Below are 14,506 nucleotides of genomic sequence, written 5' to 3' on the forward strand. Positions count from 1 at the left end.
GCGCGGATGAGATTCCAACCGACCGAGGACCAGCGCGCGTTGCGGAACGGCGTACGGGGGCTTCTCGAACGCCGCTTCGGACGCGACGCCCTGTGGGCCGCCGTGGCGTCGGGCCGCCTCGACCGGGAGCTGTGGCGGGCCCTGGGCGACGCCGGGTTCTTCGCCCTGCGCCTGCCCGAGTCCGACGGCGGGGTCGGACTGGGCCTCCCGGAGACGGTGTTGGCCTTCGAGGAGGCCGGGCGGGCCCTGCTGCCCGGACCGCTGATCGCCACGCATCTGGCGGCGGGGACGGTGCCGGGGGCGGCGCAGGGCGCGACGGTCGTCACCGCGGCCGACGAGGGGTTCGTGGAGTGGCTGGCGGCGGCCGACTCGGTGGGCGAGGAGCCCGCGGACGGGTGGCGTACGGCGGCGGGGGCGGTGCCCGTGCGGTCGGTGGATCCGCTGACGCCGCTGCACCGCCTGCCGGGCGCGCGGGCGGCGGAGGACGGGGGCGTCAGCGGGACGGTGGCCTCGCTGCTGACCGCCGCCGAGCAGCTCGGCAGCGCGGGGCGCACCGGTGAGCTGGCCGTGCAACACGCCCGTGTCAGGGAACAGTTCGGGCGGCCTGTCGGCGCCTTCCAGGCGGTGCAGCACCTCTGCGCCGACCTGCTGGTGCGGGTCGAGGTGGCCCGCGCGGCGGTGTACGCGGCGGCCGTGACCGCCGACCCGGTGGACATCGCGGCGGCCCGGCTCCTCGCCGACGAGGCCGCCGTGCGCGGCGCCCGGGACTGCCTCCAGGTGCACGGCGGCATGGGGTTCACCTGGGAGTCGGAGGTCCATCTGCACCTCAAACGGGCCTGGGTGAGGGAACGGAGGGCCGGCGGCGGCGTGGCGGGGGCGGAAGCGCTCGCCGGGGATCTGCTGGCCGGGGATCCGCTCACCGCGAATCCGCTCACCGCGAATCCGCTCGCCGCGGGATCTTCGCCCCACTGAGTCGTGCCGTCGGGCCGAACGCCCGGACCGGTTCGGACTTGCCCTGGACCAGTTCGGACCCGCCCTGGACCAGTTCGGACTTGCCCTGGACCGGTTCGGATTCGGCCCGGGCCGGTTCGGACTCGCCCCGGCCCCGGCCTGGATGGCACTGGATGTCGCCGATCGTGGCACTCAGGTGTCACGGAGCGTCGATATCGGGTTGTGTCCTGCGGAACGGCCGTCGTGCCCGAACGGGATGATCGCCTCGGGTACCTTGGGACAGATGCGAGCGGTTCCGCACACACCCGCCGGGACGGATCGTCACCGTGCGATGTCTGGAATGGCCCATGACCGGGCAGGACGTCGCACAGTATGCCGCACGGGTACTCCTTCACGCTGGAATATGCCCAATGCGCTTGTTGAAGTGACTGAAGGTCAATCAAGCTGTCTCGTAAGGGATTCACGTTCCGTGAACCTTGCTCAAGTTCATTGTTCTGCGCATGCGGAAAATGGCTACGATCGTGGCCCTCGTGAGGCGTGAGCCAAGTGTCCGCCGGTTCGGATGGTGTGAGCGGTGCAGGTGCTTCAAGTGCAACTGGAGGTCCGTCCCGACCCCGCGGAGGTGGGACGAGCGCGGAGGTGGGCCCGGGCTCGACTCGCGCGGTCGGGGATAGAGGCCGACGAGCCGCTCGCCGAGACCCTCGTCCTGCTCGTCTCCGAGCTGGTCACCAACGCCGTGGTGCACACAGGCCGTACCGCTGTGCTGCGGCTCTCCCTGCCGTGCGGGGCCGCCGCCGACTCGGCCACCGTCCGCCTGGAGGTGGCCGACAGCAGCGATCGGGCGCCGGTGCCGCGGCACCCGGACGGCGAGCAGACCGGCGGTCGCGGACTCGCCCTGGTGGACGGACTCGCCGACCGCTGGGGCTGGAGCCGTGAGGGCGCCGGGAAGCGCATCTGGTGCGAACTCGACCGCTGCGAACGCGCCCAGAGGGCCCGGGCGTGCGGAGGCGGGATCCCCTACGAGGACTGCGAGGGGCTCCAGGGGATCCAGGGTCTGGAGGGCCTCGAAGGATTCGAGGGGCTGGCGTACGAGGCGGTGTAGGGCGACGGGGGCCGTGAGCGGTCGGTGTGCCGTGAGTGGTCGGCGTGCCGGGAGCGGTCGGTGTGCCGTGAGCCACCCGCCTGTCGATGGTCTGTGCGCCCTGGTGTGCTTCTGTGCGCGGCCGAAGAGAAACGGGCGTAAGTAATAAATCCCCGATCGGGTGTTGACGCATGGTGTCCGTTTGATCACGCTTATGGACAGCGATTCGCTGTGAGGGGACGGCGAGGGTGTCGGTGACGGAAGCCCTCGGCGAGTGTGGATCGTGACGCGGCGCCGGTTCCCTCAGGGCTGTGGGGAACCGGGGGCGGGAGCGCCGGAGGCCGGACGGCGGCGCGCGAGGCCGGGCGCCGCCGTCCGGCCGTACGGGCAGGGGCGTGGGGGCGTGGGGGCGTAGAGGTACAGGTGCGGGCGCGGGTCAGAGGATGGCCACGGGGGCGACGGGGGATCCGGTGCCGCCGGTGAACGGCTCGGGCATCGCGGAGAGCAGGAAGGCGTAGCGCCCGGTTTCTCCACAGGCTGTGGACAACTCCTCCAGATTCCAGTTCTGGCCCTGCATCATCCCCATCTCCACCAGGTGCAGCGCGTGCACCGGCAGCCACAGGTCCTCGATCTCGGGCGGGAAGATCTCGAAGGTCAGCGTGTCGTTGGCGACCGCGGCCACATCGCGGGCGTGGAACCACTCCGGCGCACGGATCGACAGCCCCGGGCTCGGATGGCCGTAGGCGTGCTTGTCCCCGGCGAGCAGCACCCGTATCTGACCGGTCCGTACGAGCACGATGTCGCCCGCGCGCACCCGGGTGCCGGCGAGGGTCTCGGCCGCCTCCAGGTCCTCCGGGCCCACCGGGTGGCCGCCGTCCAGGCGTTCGACGCCCCGCGCGCGGGCCACGTCGAGCAGCACCCCGCGCGAGACGACCGTACGGGCCTTGTCGATACCGGAGAACGCGGCGCGGCCGTGGGCGGTGATGGTGCTCGTGGGGCGGCCGTTGTAGAGGCGGCCGGAGTGGGAGACATGGGTCAGGGCGTCCCAGTGGGTGCCCGCCTGGAGGCCCATGGTCACGGCGTCGTCGCTGCACGCCACCGTGCCGGGGCCGAAGATCTCCTGGTTGATCTGCACCATCACGTGCAGCGGGTCGACCCGGCCGGGGATCAGCCCGGTCTGCACCCCGCCCTCCCGCAGCGGCAGCGCGAGCGGGACACGCCGGCCGGTGCGTACACAGGCCGCGGCCTCGCGGACCACCCCGTCGGTGATCAGGTTGAGGGTGCCGATCTCGTCGTCCGCCCCCCAGCGGCCCCAGTTGTTCACGCGTCCGGCGATCTCGTGGAACGCGTCCGGCAGTGACATCGGTCCCTCCCCGGGGGTTGTCCTCGCCCGTCTGACGGGTCATAAAATCTAACGGTCCGTCAGATTCCACGGGAAGGGGCCGGACGTGGGGAGCTTCTTGGCAGGCAAGGCCGTCGCCGTCACGGGCGCCGGGCGGGGCATCGGCCGCGCGGTGGCGCTCGCCGCGGCGGCGCAGGGCGCGCGGGTCGTCGTCAACGACCACGGGGTGGCCGCCGACGGCACGGCACCCACCAGCGAGGTCGCCGACGCCGTGGTCAAGGAGATCGAGGCGGCCGGCGGCGAGGCCGTTGCGGTCGCCGACGACATCTCCACGATGGCCGGCGGACAGCGGGTCGTGGACACGGCCCTGGCGTCCTACGGGCGGCTCGACGGGGTGGTGTGCGTCGCCGGGATCCTGCGGGAGCGGATGCTGTTCAACATGACCGAGGACGAGTGGGACCCGGTCCTCGCCACCCATCTCAAGGGCACCTTCACCGTGTTCCGCGCGGCGGCGGCCGTGATGCGCGAGCAGCGCTCCGGCACCCTCGTCGGCTTCACCAGCGGCAACCACCAGGGCTCCGTGGCGCAGGCCAACTACAGCGCCGCCAAGGGCGGGATCATCTCGCTGGTGCGCAGCGCCGCCCTCGGGCTGCACAAGTACGGCGTGACCGCCAACGCGGTGGCGCCGGTGGCCCGTACCCGGATGTCGGCGAACGTTCCGACGGAGCTGGCCGAGATCGGTGAGCCGGAGGACGTGGCCGCCTTCGTGGTCTACCTGCTGTCCGACTGGGCCAGGGAGCAGCAGGTCACCGGGCAGGTCTACACCGTCGCCGGGCCCAAGATCGCCGTATGGGCGCAGCCGCGGGAGCTGCGGGCCGCGTACGCCGAGGGCTCCTGGACCCCGGAGCGGATCGCCGACCTGCTGCCGGGGACGGTCGGGACGGATCCGATGCCGATGCTGGCACGGCTGGAGGAGATGGCGCGGGCGGCGCGGGAGGGGGCGCGGCCCAACGCGTGACGGGGCCGGGGCGGGCGGAGGCCCGCGGGGCCGGGAGTTCGGGGATGCGGGACTGCGGGAGGCGGTTGTGGAGTTCGGGTTCGCGCGCGAGGACGAGGAGTTCCGCGCGGAGGCACGTGACTGGCTGGCCGCGCGGGGGGAGGCGGGCGGGGGAGTGCCACGGGCAGGTGCAGGTGCAGGGGCAGGGGCAGGGGCAGGGGCGGAGGCGCCGGTGGGGGCGGGGGCGGGGGCGGGCCCGGACCTGGAGGCGGGTGCGCCGGGCGGCCGGGACCGGCGGGGTTGGGAGCGGGTGCTGGGCAAGGGCGGGTGGATCGGGCTCGGGTGGGCCGAGGGCGGGTACGGCAACCGGCGGGCCACCCTCACCCAGCAGGTCGTCTGGGCCGAGGAGTACGCCCGCTCGGGCGCGCCGCCGCGCTCCGGGCACATCGGCGAGAACCTGCTCGCCCCGACCCTGATCGCCCACGGCACCGACGAGCAGAAGGCCCGTTTCTTGCCGCCGATCGCGGCCGGGGACGAGCTGTGGTGCCAGGGCTACAGCGAACCCGGCGCGGGCTCCGACCTGGCGAGTGTGCGGACCAGGGCCGACCTCGGCGCCGACGGCTACCGGATCACCGGCCAGAAGATCTGGACCTCCCTCGCCCACGAGGCCGACTGGTGCTTCGTCCTGGCCCGGACCGAGCCCGGCTCCCGCCGCCACCACGGGCTGAGCTTCCTGCTGGTGCCCATGGACCAGCCCGGCCGCGTCGAGGTCCGCCCGATCCGCCAGCTCACCGGCACCAGCGACTTCAACGAGGTCTTCTTCGACGGTGCCCACGCCCGCGCGGAGCATGTCGTGGGCCGCGCGGGCGACGGCTGGCGCGTCGCGATGAGCCTGCTCGGCTTTGAACGCGGTGTGTCCACCCTCGCCCAGCAGATCGGCTTCGCCGCGGAACTGGGCCGGGTCGTGCGCACGGCGGTCGACACCGGCGCCGCCGAGGACCCCGTCGTGAGGGAGCGGCTGGTACGGCAGTGGGCCGAACTGCGCACCATGCGCTGGCACGCCCTGCGCACCCTCGGCGGCGCGGGCGACGGGGGCGCCCCGAGCGTGGCCAAGCTGCTGTGGGGCGGCTGGCACCAGCGGCTCGGCGAGCTCGCCATGGCGGTGCGCGGCGCGGAGGCGGGCGTGGGACCGGCGGACTGGTCGCCGACGGCGTCGTACGAACTGGACGCGGCGCAGCACCTGTTCCTGTTCTCCCGGGCGGACACCGTCTACGGCGGTTCCGACCAGATCCAGCGCGACATCATCGCCGGGCGGGTGCTCGGCCTGCCACGGGAACCCAAGGGCTGAGGGGGCCGCCGCCATGCGAGGTGTGCTGTTCGACGGGAAGCGCGTCGAGGTCGTGGACGACCTGGACGTACGGGATCCGGGGCCGGGGGAGGTGCTGGTCGCGATCCGGGCGGCCGGGCTGTGCCACAGCGATCTGTCGGTGGTGGACGGCACCATTCCCTTCCCGGTGCCCGTGGTCCTCGGCCACGAGGGCGCGGGTGTGGTGGAGAGGGTCGGCGCGGGCGTCACCCATGTCGTGCCCGGTGACCATGTGGCGCTCTCCACCCTCGCCAACTGCGGCACCTGCGCCGAGTGCGACCGGGGGCGGCCGACCATGTGCCGCCGGGCCATAGGGCGCCCGGGGCGGCCCTTCACGCGCGCGGGAGGCGAGCGGGTGCACCAGTTCGCCGCCAACTCGGCCTTCGCCGAACGGACCGTCGTCAAGGCGGTGCAGGCCGTGCGGATCCCCGACGACATCCCGCTGCCGTCCGCCGCGCTCATCGGCTGCGGGGTGCTGACCGGGGTCGGGGCGGTGCTCCATCGCGCGCGGGTCGACCGCGGAGACACGGTGCTGGTCATCGGTACCGGCGGGGTCGGCCTCAACGTCATCCAGGGCGCGCGGATCGCGGGCGCCCTGCGGATCGTGGCCGTGGACGCCAACCCGGCGAAGGAGACGGCGGCGCGGCGGTTCGGGGCGACCGACTTCCTCACCTCCACCGAGGGCGTGCGCGATCTGCTGCCGACCGGGGTGGACCACGCGTTCGAGTGCGTGGGGCGGGTGGAGCTGATCCGGCAGGCCGTCGACCTGCTCGACCGGCACGGCCAGGCCGTCCTGCTGGGCGTCCCGCCGGCCGACGCCGAGGCGGCGTTCCGGGTGTCGTCCCTGTACCTCGACAAGTCCGTCCTGGGCTGCCGCTACGGATCCTCCCGGCCGCAACATGACATCGCCCTGTACGCGGAGATGTACCGCACGGGGGCGCTGCTCCTGGACGAACTGGTGACGCGGACGTACCCGGTGGAGAGGTTCGGGGAGGCGATGCGGGACGCGGAGGCGGGGCGGGTGGCGCGGGGGGTGGTGGTGTTCTGAGCCCCGCCGCAGCCGTCGCTAGGAGGGGGCGGGAGAGGGGGCGGGGGCGGGGGCGGTGCCCGCGCGGAACGTCGTGCGGTACGTCGTCCTGCGGTACGTCGTCGGGGTCACGCCCAGCGCCGCCCGGAGGTGCTGCCGCATCGACTCGGCCGTGCCGAATGCTGTCCTTCGGGCCACTGGAAGGCTGGTAGCGCTTCGGGGAAGCTGAAAGCGTTTCGCGTCCCTGCCCGTTCCCACCGGTCCGGGTGGAACCTGGGGCAAGGCACCGGTACGGGGCGGTCCCACGGGGGAGCGCACCGATCCCTCACTCCGGTGTGGTCGAGTACCGCTTGATGCTCGCGCGGCCTGTCGATCGGTCGAGCAGGCGCAGCTCCCACGGGCCCGTGTTCACATCGAAGTCCTTGCCGAACCCGACCCACTTGCCTGCCATGCGTCGGCCTGTCGGCTCGATGAGCAACTGAATCGCACCGTGGTACCGGGCGCCCTGGTAGTACCCGTGAGCCGCCGTCTGTTCGGTCCACGTACCGGTGACGACGTTCCGATCAACGGTGAGATCCAGGGACAGTGGGCTGTCCGGGTTGGTCGACGCTTCGGGCAGGCTCTGGGCTGTCAGCCGGTTGCCGTGCTGGACGATCACGACATGATGCTTGCAGTCGAACGTCTCGTCACGGCTGGACGAGTAGAACTCGTACCGGGAGAGCCAGATGCCCGTGTACTCGCTCTGCGGATCTGGAACCGGGCTTGTGGCAGCGTCAGCCGTGCCGACTTCGCCGGCCTCCATGTCGTGGCCTCCTGCCCCGTCCGAGTGGACGCGTGCCATCGGGATCGCGAACCCCAGCGACTCAGGGGTACGGCCGGTGAACCGCTTCGCCTTCGCCCGTAGTCGTCATGATCCGAGGGTAGCCACGTCACGCCTCCCATGACACCGGTTTGACGCCCTCGGGGTGACGCCGACATGACGCCCGAGAGACGCCTCGAACGTCGCCGCAATGGTCGTGATCAATCCGGAACATGGTCGGCATGTCCATCCGCATCAGCGCTTACACGGTGAGAGCCGACGGCACTCGGACGAGGCCACGAACCCTGTACGAGGGTGAGGGCGGCGAACCCCTCGCAACTGGCCTGATGCCGCCATGTCTGTGTCCCAAGTGCAGGGGTGGGCGACGTGACCAGAGCACCACGGACCCCCAATGACGTGGAGGCAAGCCAGCATGAGCACGGCAGTAGTGATCCGCGACCCGAAGGCGTACGTCACCCCGCTAGGGGGCCGACATGGTGATCCGGACGGGGGACGGGGGACGGGGTCGGGGGTGGAGGTCGGGGGCCTCAGGTGAAGCGGCCCCGGTGGAAGAGCAGCGGGGACGCGTCGTCCGCGCCGGTCCCCAGGGCCTCGACCCGGCCGACGACGATGAGATGGTCCCCGCCGGGATGCACCGCGTGGATCGTGCAGTCGATCCAGGCGAGCGCCCCGGTCAGCCGGGGTGAGCCGGAGACCGGCGCCGGGGTGTGGTCGACCCCGGCGAACTTGTCGCCGCCGCGCACCGCGAACCCCCGGCACAGCTCGGCCTGCCCGGCGCTGAGCACATTCACGCAGAAGACGCCCGCGCGGGCGATGCGCGGCCAGGTCGTGGACGTACGGCCCACCAGGAAGACGACGAGGGGCGGGTCGAGGGAGAGCGAGCTGAAGGACTGGCAGGCGAAACCGGCGGGGCCGTCCGCTGCGGGGGCGGGAGCGGGAGTGGGGGCAGGGGTGGTAGCGGGCGGTGGTGTCGGTGCCGGAGTCGGCGATTGTTCCGGTGCCGGTGCTGTGACAACGGTCACGCCGGTGGCGAAGTTCCCCAGCACACGGCGGAACTCCGCCTGATCGACCGGCGCGCGCTCGTCCTCGCCGACACACCGGAGTTCGGGGCGCGGCAGCGGCTCTACGCGCGCGGGGGGCAGGTGCGGTGCCCTGAGATAGCGGACGGCTGCTGCGGCCATTCCTACATGTCCCATCACGCTCCCCATTGAAACTGACGACCCGTCAGATAGGAAGCCCCGGGGCGGCGGGACGCCATCGGTCAGGTCAGCGGTCGTGCGGGGCCGTCGCCGCCGTCCCTGTCGCTGAGCAGTTCCTCCGTGTACGCGGCGAGGCGGGCAGCGGCCCCGGGGTCCAGGGTCTTGAGGGACATCGGGACCGGTTTGCCCCGGTCGACCGCGGTGAGCGCCTCCGCAGGGGGCCGGTCGATCCACCGGACTACCGGCCGTACAGGAAGGTCAGATCCGGGCTCGCCGCCCGGTCGAGCAGGGCCCGCCCCTTGGCCTCGCTGCTGCCGATGACGGTGACCCGGTCGCCGCGCGCGAGCCGGGCCAGGGCGGTCTCCCGTGCCATGCCGTCGGTCCCGCCGCTGACGATCACGGTCTTCCGCGGTTGGCCCGGCACGGTGTCCTCCATAAGCGTTTCATGTCCGGTACGAACATCGATGTGCCCTCCGGGGTCGCCACCGTGCCCTCCGTCCTCGCCCATGAGCTGCCCCGTCCGATACCGGCCGACGAACTCGCCGCGTGCCCGGTCGGGGACGTCTTCCGGTGGGTGGGCGACAAGTGGAGCATGCTGCTGGTGATCCTGCTGGGCGGACGCCCGCACCGCTACAACGAGTTGCACCGCGCTGTCGAGGGCATCAGCCAGCGCATGCTGACCCGCACCCCTGCGCACGCTGGAGGCCGACGGTCTCGTACGGCGTGAGGTGTTTCCGACCGTGCCGCCCAGCGTCGAGTACAGCCTGACCCCGCTGGGCCGCTCCCTGCTTGCCCCCTGTCCGCGCTGGCCGACTGGGCCGTACGGCACGCGGGGAGATCGACGCGGCGAGGACGGCGGGCACGGAGGCCGAGACCGGGCGCTGAATGGAGAGCGAGGTGGAGGGGCTGGGGTGCAGAGGTGCAGAGGTGCAGAGAAGCTGAGGTGCAGAGAAGCTGAGGCGCAGGCGGGTTGAGGGCTGAGGGGCCTACGCCGCCCTTCTGCCTCCCTCCCGCCGCCTTTCTTGCGGCCTTTCTGCCGCTCTTCTGCCGCCCTTGTGCGGTCCTTCTGCCGCCCCCCGCCCCTCATCGCCCCTCGAAGACCGTGCTCCTCCGCTCCATGAAGCTCGCCAGGCCCTCCCGGGCGTCCCGGGTCGTCATGTTGATCTCCTGGGCGGTGGCCTCGGCGGCGAAGGCGGTGGCGCGGTCGGAGTCGAGGGAGGCGTTGACGAGTTGCTTGGTGAGGGCGAGGGCCCGGGTGGGGCCGGCGGCGAGGCGGTCGGCCCAGGCGTGGGCCGTACTGGTGAGGTCGGCGTCGGGGACCACCCGGTTGACCAGGCCGAGGCGTTCGGCGTCGGGGGCGCTGAGCGCGTCGCCGAAGAACATCAACTCCTTGGCCCGCTGCGGCCCCACCAGCCGGGGCAGCAGATAGGCGCCGCCCGCGTCCGGCACCAGACCTCTGCGCACGAACACCTCGATGAACCGCGCCGATTCGGCGGCGAGGACCAGATCACAGGCGAGGGCGAGATGCGCGCCGAGCCCGGCCGCCGTTCCGTTCACGGCCGCGATCACCGGTTTCTCGCAGTCCAGGACGGCCGCGATGAGCCGCTGGGCACCGAGGCGCAGGGTACGGGCCACGTCGCCGGGTATCGCCTCACCGCCCCCGGCACCTTTCCCCTTCCCCTTCTCCGTGCCGGTGCTCGTCCTCGCGCCGCGTAGATCCGCGCCCGCGCAGAACCCGCGGCCCGTCCCGGTGAGGACGACCGCCCGCACCTCGGGGTCGGCGGAGGCGTCGGCGAGCAGCGAGATCAGTTGTTCTCGCAGGTCAGGGGTGATGGCGTTGAGGGTCTCGGGGCGGTTGAGGGTGATCAGGGAGACGTGATTGTCAGTGGGGTGATGTACCAATGACGCAGCGGAGTTTTCCGGCACTTGGGGCTCCGTGGACGTAAGCGCGCAGTCAGGGACCTGTCGTAAGAAGTCGGTGACGGGCCGGGGAAGGGTGCCGGGCCGTGAAGGGGGAGAGGGGAGAGGGGATCGGATCGATGAGGTCGTTTCGGGAGTTGTTCCGTTGGTGCGGGCGCCCATGGGGGCTACGGCGCTTGGTCCGCCGTCGGACGGCACACCGCCAGGGCGTCGAGGGCGACCGCGCCCTGTCCCTGGGGCAGCACCATCAGCGGGTTGATGTCCAACTCGGCGAGGTCGTCACCGAGTTCGAGTGCCATGCGCTGGACCCGCAGGACCACTTCCACCAGCGCGTCCACATCGGCCGGCGGCCGTCCCCTGACCCCGTCCAGCAGGGCCCGCCCCCGCAGCTCCGTGAGCAGGTCCCGCGCCTGCTCCTCACCGAACGGCGGCACGCGTACGGCGGTGTCCCGCAGGACCTCCACGAGCACCCCGCCGAGCCCCACGGTCACGGTCGGCCCGAACAGGTCGTCGTGCGAGATCCCGACGACCATCTCGACCCCCTGCTCCACCATCTGGCAGACCAGGACGCCGTCCAGGTCGACCTCCTCGCAGCGCGCGATGTCGGTCAGCTCGCGGTACGCGTCGCGGACCTGCGCCGCCGAGGTGAGCCCGACCTTGACCAGCCCCAGCTCCGTCTTGTGCGCGATCCGCGCGCCGGACGCCTTCATCACCACCGGATACCCCACCAGCCCGGCCGCGCGGACGGCCGCCGCGGCGCTGGTCACCAGCTGCTCGCGCGGCACGCGGATGCCGTACGTCCGCAGCAGTTGCTTGGCCGCGTGCTCGCTGAGCTGCTGCCCGGGCCGGAACAGCTCCCGGGCCTTGCGGTACGAGGGGGAGGGGACGCGGGGTGCCTCGTCGAAGGGGGAGTGGTAGTCGGCGGCGAAGCGATGGTGGTCGAGGTAGGCGCGGACGGCGGTGAGGCAGTTGCCGACCGTGCGGAAGGTCGCCACGCGCGAGGAGCCCAGCAGCACCTCGCGGTAGGCCGGTTCGGTCCCGGCCGGCGAGCCCCAGACCACGCACACCAGCTTGTCCGACGCCTCCGCCGCGTCGACCAGGTCGCGCACGAGCCGGTCGCTGAGCGGCGGGAAGGGCCCGGTCACCGGGCAGATCAGCACGCCCACGGCCGGGTCGGCGAGGAGCGAGTCGATGATCCTCCGCCCGCGCCAGTCGCCCACCGGGTGCCCGCCGTTGTCGACCGGGTTGGCGACGCTGAGATACGGCGGTATCCACTGGTGCAGTTCGTCCTGCCGCGCCTCGGACAGCTCCGGCAGCCGCAGCCCGGCGGTGGTCGCCAGATCGGCGACGTGCGCGCCCGTGCCGCCCGAGATCGAATAGACGACGACGCCGTCCGCGCGGGGCGGGCGGGCGCGGGCCAGCAGGGTGGCGGTGTCCTGGAGTTCGTCCAGGCCGTCGACGCGGATCACCCCGTACTGCCGCATCGCCGCGTCCACCACCGCGTCCGCACCGGTGAGCTTGCCGGTGTGTGAGGCGGCGGTGCGGGCGCCGGTCTCGGTGCGGCCCACCTTGACGGCGACGACCGGCACCTTGCGGCGGGCGGCGCGGTCGGCGGCGAGCAGAAAGGACCGGCCGTCCTTGAGGCCCTCGACGTAGCAGGCGATGGCCCCGACCTCGGGGCGCTCGGCGAAGTAGGAGAGGAAGTCGGCGGTCTCCAGGTCGGCCTCGTTGCCGGTCGGCGCCCAGTGCGAGAGCCGTACGCCGAGTTCCTGGAGGGCGAAGACCGGGCGGCCCTGGTGCCCGGACTGGGTGATCAGGGCGATCGCCGGGCCGTCGAGGTCGTCGCGGAACCGCTCGAAGGCGTTGAGGTTGGTGTTCGGGCCGAGCAGCCGGATGCCGGAGCGGCGCACGGCTGCCGCCAGCCGGGCCTGGGCGGCGGCGCCCTCCGCCCCGGTCTCGGCGAACCCGGACGCGAAGGCGACGGCGTACTTGGCCTTGGCCTCGGCGAGTTCCTCCACCACGGGAAGGGGGTCGGAGACCAGCAGCACGGCGAGATCGACCTGTTCGGGCAGGCCGGTGACGGAAGGGGTGCAGGGGATGCCGAAGACGGAGTCGCGGGTGGGGTGCACCGGGTACAGCCGGGCGCCGACCCGGTCGGCCCAGCCGATCAACTGCCGGGTGATACCGGCGTTCGGGCGCCCCTCGGTGTCCGAGGCGCCGATGACCGCCACCGACTCGGGCCGGAAGAGGCGGTCCAGATCGGGGGCATCCGCGTAGAGCGGGCGTCCGCTGACATCGAGGTCGTCCGCGTCGGCCGTACGGCCGTGGACGGCGGGGCCGGGTCGCTGCTCACCGCAGGCGATGACCCGGGCCGCCCGGCGGGAGTCGGTGGTGAGGGTGCCGTGGGTTGATCCAAGCATCGGTCCGCCCGCTCCTCTGTGACAGCTGAACAACTGACGCTGTGTCAGATTACTGAACTGACAGACCGTCAGGAACAGGTGTGCGCGCAAAGTTACAAGAGGCCCGCCTCGGCCACCGGCGGCGCCGGACCCCGCCCGGGCTCCGTGCCGTCGGGTCACCCGGGGTGCTGGGGCGTGGGCCGGCGCCGGGTCACGCGGGCGTGCAGGAAGACGGCTGCCGTGAACGCGACGGTGGCGGCGCCCAGGGCGGTCAGCGCGGTGACGGTGGCGGTGTCGGGGGAGGTGAAGGGCTGGCCGCGATGGGCCTGCCAGGTGAGGATGCCGGTCAGGGCGAGGCACGCGGCGGCGGCGATCCAGACCAGGGCGGTGCGGTGGCGTTCGCCGAGCATGCGGGGGCCGAGGGTGAGGAGCAGGCCGAGCAGGGCGAGGAGCTGGAGGGAGTGGACGCCGAAGAAGTGCGGGACGCGCCAGTCACCGCCGACGGTGCTGAAGTTGGTGATCGGCATTCCCGGTCCGCCGTCGGGCGGGCCGACGGTGTGCGCGCCGATGTACGGCATTCCGCCGAGGTACGGCGAATCGGGCCGGGGATCCGCCGCGGCCTCCTGTGCGGGTGTGGCCTGCACCATGAGGTAGACGGCGACCATGCTCACGGTGATCACCACCATGCCCAGCCGCAGGGCCCAGGCCAGGGCCGGCGGCTCGACCCGTTCGCGCAGCAGCAGGGCCACGGCGGCCAGGCCCATCCCGAGCAGTACCAGTGAGGCCGTCAGCATGACGAAGATCCGTGTGCTGGTGACGGTGGTGGTGAGGTTGAAGTGGCTCGTGGTCCCCTCCGCCGCCGCCCAGGTGCCTCCGGCCCCCTCCAGGGCCACACAGACCACCGCCGTCCAGGACATCACCCGCACCGCACGGTCGTGGCCCCGGACGAGGGACAGCAGCCAGATGAGCGTGACGCCGAACAGCCCGAAGGAGAAGGCGAACCGGGCGGGCTTCGCCCAGATGGGCTGTCCGGTGAGTTCCCGGGGGTCGATGGCCAGCCCCACCAGCGCGGCCGTCAGGAACAGGCCCGCGACCACCATGGTCGCGATCATCGGCGGGTTGACCACCCGCACCCTGCGCGCCAGGGCCCGCGCCCCGGAGACCGTCATGACCAGCCCGCCGTTCCTCGGCAACGACACCTCCTGCCCAGGATCCCGACGGGCCCTCGCACGGGCCGCCCACCGGGCCGGGTGGTCACCCGACCGGTCCGAACACCTCCACCACCCGGCCCACCGGCCCGCCCACGCGACGGGCCGACAAACACAACCGCTGACTGATCGGCCACCGACTGATCGGCCACCGACTGATCGGCCACCGACCGCCGACCACTGGCCACCGACCGAT

The 14,506-nt window shown here is 72.5% G+C and carries 14 protein-coding genes and 1 pseudogene; 7 read left to right on the top strand and 8 right to left on the bottom strand.

Features of this window, described 5'->3' with window-relative positions:
* Positions 1-6 precede the first annotated feature (6 nt).
* Together ACIQNG_RS15175 and ACIQNG_RS15180 are read left to right on the top strand one after the other, a co-directional pair.
* Positions 7-972, top strand: coding sequence for an acyl-CoA dehydrogenase family protein (locus ACIQNG_RS15175; RefSeq protein WP_401485236.1), 966 nt, complete (start codon positions 7-9; stop codon positions 970-972).
* 568 nt (positions 973-1,540) lie between these two features.
* Positions 1,541-2,053 carry an ATP-binding protein gene (locus tag ACIQNG_RS15180; RefSeq protein ID WP_401485695.1) on the top strand — a complete coding sequence of 171 codons (513 nt, stop codon included), beginning with the start codon at positions 1,541-1,543 and terminating at the stop codon, positions 2,051-2,053.
* Positions 2,054-2,468: 415 nt separating this feature from the next.
* Here the strand turns inward: ACIQNG_RS15180 and ACIQNG_RS15185 are convergent, their stop codons facing one another.
* A complete protein-coding gene (locus ACIQNG_RS15185; protein ID WP_401485238.1) occupies positions 2,469-3,395 on the bottom strand; it encodes a cyclase family protein in 927 nt (308 codons plus the stop codon).
* Positions 3,396-3,480: 85 nt separating this feature from the next.
* Between ACIQNG_RS15185 and ACIQNG_RS15190 the strand changes: the two genes are divergently transcribed.
* The 3 genes from ACIQNG_RS15190 (at position 3,481) to ACIQNG_RS15200 (ending at position 6,785) form a co-directional block, all read left to right on the top strand.
* A complete protein-coding gene (locus tag ACIQNG_RS15190) occupies positions 3,481-4,392 on the top strand; it encodes an SDR family oxidoreductase (RefSeq protein ID WP_401485240.1) in 912 nt (303 codons plus the stop codon).
* A 211-nt stretch (positions 4,393-4,603) separates the two neighbouring features.
* Entirely contained in the window at positions 4,604-5,719 is a 1,116-nt protein-coding gene (locus ACIQNG_RS15195; RefSeq protein ID WP_401485242.1) for an acyl-CoA dehydrogenase family protein, read from the top strand.
* 13 nt (positions 5,720-5,732) lie between these two features.
* The gene (locus ACIQNG_RS15200; protein ID WP_401485244.1) at positions 5,733-6,785 is read left to right on the top strand and encodes a Zn-dependent alcohol dehydrogenase; all 1,053 of its coding nucleotides are present in this window, start codon (positions 5,733-5,735) and stop codon (positions 6,783-6,785) included.
* Positions 6,786-6,803: 18 nt separating this feature from the next.
* Here the strand turns inward: ACIQNG_RS15200 and ACIQNG_RS15205 are convergent, their stop codons facing one another.
* The 4 genes and pseudogenes from ACIQNG_RS15205 to ACIQNG_RS15220 form a co-directional block, all read right to left on the bottom strand.
* A complete protein-coding gene (locus ACIQNG_RS15205; RefSeq protein WP_401485246.1) occupies positions 6,804-6,926 on the bottom strand; it encodes a hypothetical protein in 123 nt (40 codons plus the stop codon).
* 163 nt (positions 6,927-7,089) lie between these two features.
* Positions 7,090-7,653: pseudogene (locus tag ACIQNG_RS15210) on the bottom strand (XRE family transcriptional regulator); the annotation flags it as partial.
* Positions 7,654-8,111: 458 nt separating this feature from the next.
* Complete coding sequence (locus ACIQNG_RS15215) at positions 8,112-8,765, bottom strand: flavin reductase family protein (RefSeq protein WP_401485248.1); 654 nt, start codon at positions 8,763-8,765, stop codon at positions 8,112-8,114.
* 256 nt (positions 8,766-9,021) lie between these two features.
* The gene (locus ACIQNG_RS15220) at positions 9,022-9,207 is read right to left on the bottom strand and encodes a hypothetical protein (RefSeq protein WP_401485250.1); all 186 of its coding nucleotides are present in this window, start codon (positions 9,205-9,207) and stop codon (positions 9,022-9,024) included.
* A 21-nt stretch (positions 9,208-9,228) separates the two neighbouring features.
* On the opposite strand from ACIQNG_RS15220, the gene ACIQNG_RS15225 reads away from it, so the two are divergent.
* Both ACIQNG_RS15225 and ACIQNG_RS15230 read left to right on the top strand, forming a co-directional pair.
* Positions 9,229-9,510, top strand: coding sequence for a winged helix-turn-helix transcriptional regulator (locus ACIQNG_RS15225; RefSeq protein ID WP_401485251.1), 282 nt, complete (start codon positions 9,229-9,231; stop codon positions 9,508-9,510).
* 1 nt (position 9,511) lies between these two features.
* A complete protein-coding gene (locus tag ACIQNG_RS15230; RefSeq protein ID WP_401485253.1) occupies positions 9,512-9,757 on the top strand; it encodes a hypothetical protein in 246 nt (81 codons plus the stop codon).
* 109 nt (positions 9,758-9,866) lie between these two features.
* Here ACIQNG_RS15230 and ACIQNG_RS15235 read toward each other — a convergent pair whose 3' ends face one another.
* The 3 genes from ACIQNG_RS15235 to ACIQNG_RS15245 all read right to left on the bottom strand — a co-directional run bounded on the left by ACIQNG_RS15235 (position 9,867) and on the right by ACIQNG_RS15245 (position 14,295).
* Positions 9,867-10,865 (bottom strand): enoyl-CoA hydratase/isomerase family protein, encoded by a 999-nt coding sequence (locus tag ACIQNG_RS15235; protein WP_401485255.1) that lies wholly within the window; start codon positions 10,863-10,865, stop codon positions 9,867-9,869.
* 5 nt (positions 10,866-10,870) lie between these two features.
* Positions 10,871-13,123, bottom strand: a complete 2,253-nt coding sequence (locus ACIQNG_RS15240) for an acetate--CoA ligase family protein (RefSeq protein ID WP_401485257.1) — start codon at positions 13,121-13,123, stop codon at positions 10,871-10,873.
* A 155-nt stretch (positions 13,124-13,278) separates the two neighbouring features.
* Complete coding sequence (locus tag ACIQNG_RS15245) at positions 13,279-14,295, bottom strand: hypothetical protein (protein WP_401485259.1); 1,017 nt, start codon at positions 14,293-14,295, stop codon at positions 13,279-13,281.
* Positions 14,296-14,506: the final 211 nt, after the last annotated feature.

Origin of the sequence: Streptomyces sp. NPDC091377, assembly GCF_044757045.1 — a bacterium.
Classification (GTDB): domain Bacteria; phylum Actinomycetota; class Actinomycetes; order Streptomycetales; family Streptomycetaceae; genus Streptomyces.

What these genes read in the sequence shown, in the direction of transcription:
- ACIQNG_RS15175 (WP_401485236.1), top strand. Translation starts at nt 7, where the DNA reads ATGAGATTCCAACCGACCGAGGACCAGCGCGCGTTGCGGAACGGCGTA.
- ACIQNG_RS15185 (WP_401485238.1), bottom strand. Translation starts at nt 3,395, where the DNA reads ATGTCACTGCCGGACGCGTTCCACGAGATCGCCGGACGCGTGAACAAC.
- ACIQNG_RS15200 (WP_401485244.1), top strand. Translation starts at nt 5,733, where the DNA reads ATGCGAGGTGTGCTGTTCGACGGGAAGCGCGTCGAGGTCGTGGACGAC.
- ACIQNG_RS15205 (WP_401485246.1), bottom strand. Translation starts at nt 6,926, where the DNA reads ATGCGGCAGCACCTCCGGGCGGCGCTGGGCGTGACCCCGACGACGTAC.
- ACIQNG_RS15215 (WP_401485248.1), bottom strand. Translation starts at nt 8,765, where the DNA reads ATGGCCGCAGCAGCCGTCCGCTATCTCAGGGCACCGCACCTGCCCCCC.
- ACIQNG_RS15225 (WP_401485251.1), top strand. Translation starts at nt 9,229, where the DNA reads ATGTCCGGTACGAACATCGATGTGCCCTCCGGGGTCGCCACCGTGCCC.
- ACIQNG_RS15235 (WP_401485255.1), bottom strand. Translation starts at nt 10,865, where the DNA reads ATGGGCGCCCGCACCAACGGAACAACTCCCGAAACGACCTCATCGATC.
- ACIQNG_RS15240 (WP_401485257.1), bottom strand. Translation starts at nt 13,123, where the DNA reads ATGCTTGGATCAACCCACGGCACCCTCACCACCGACTCCCGCCGGGCG.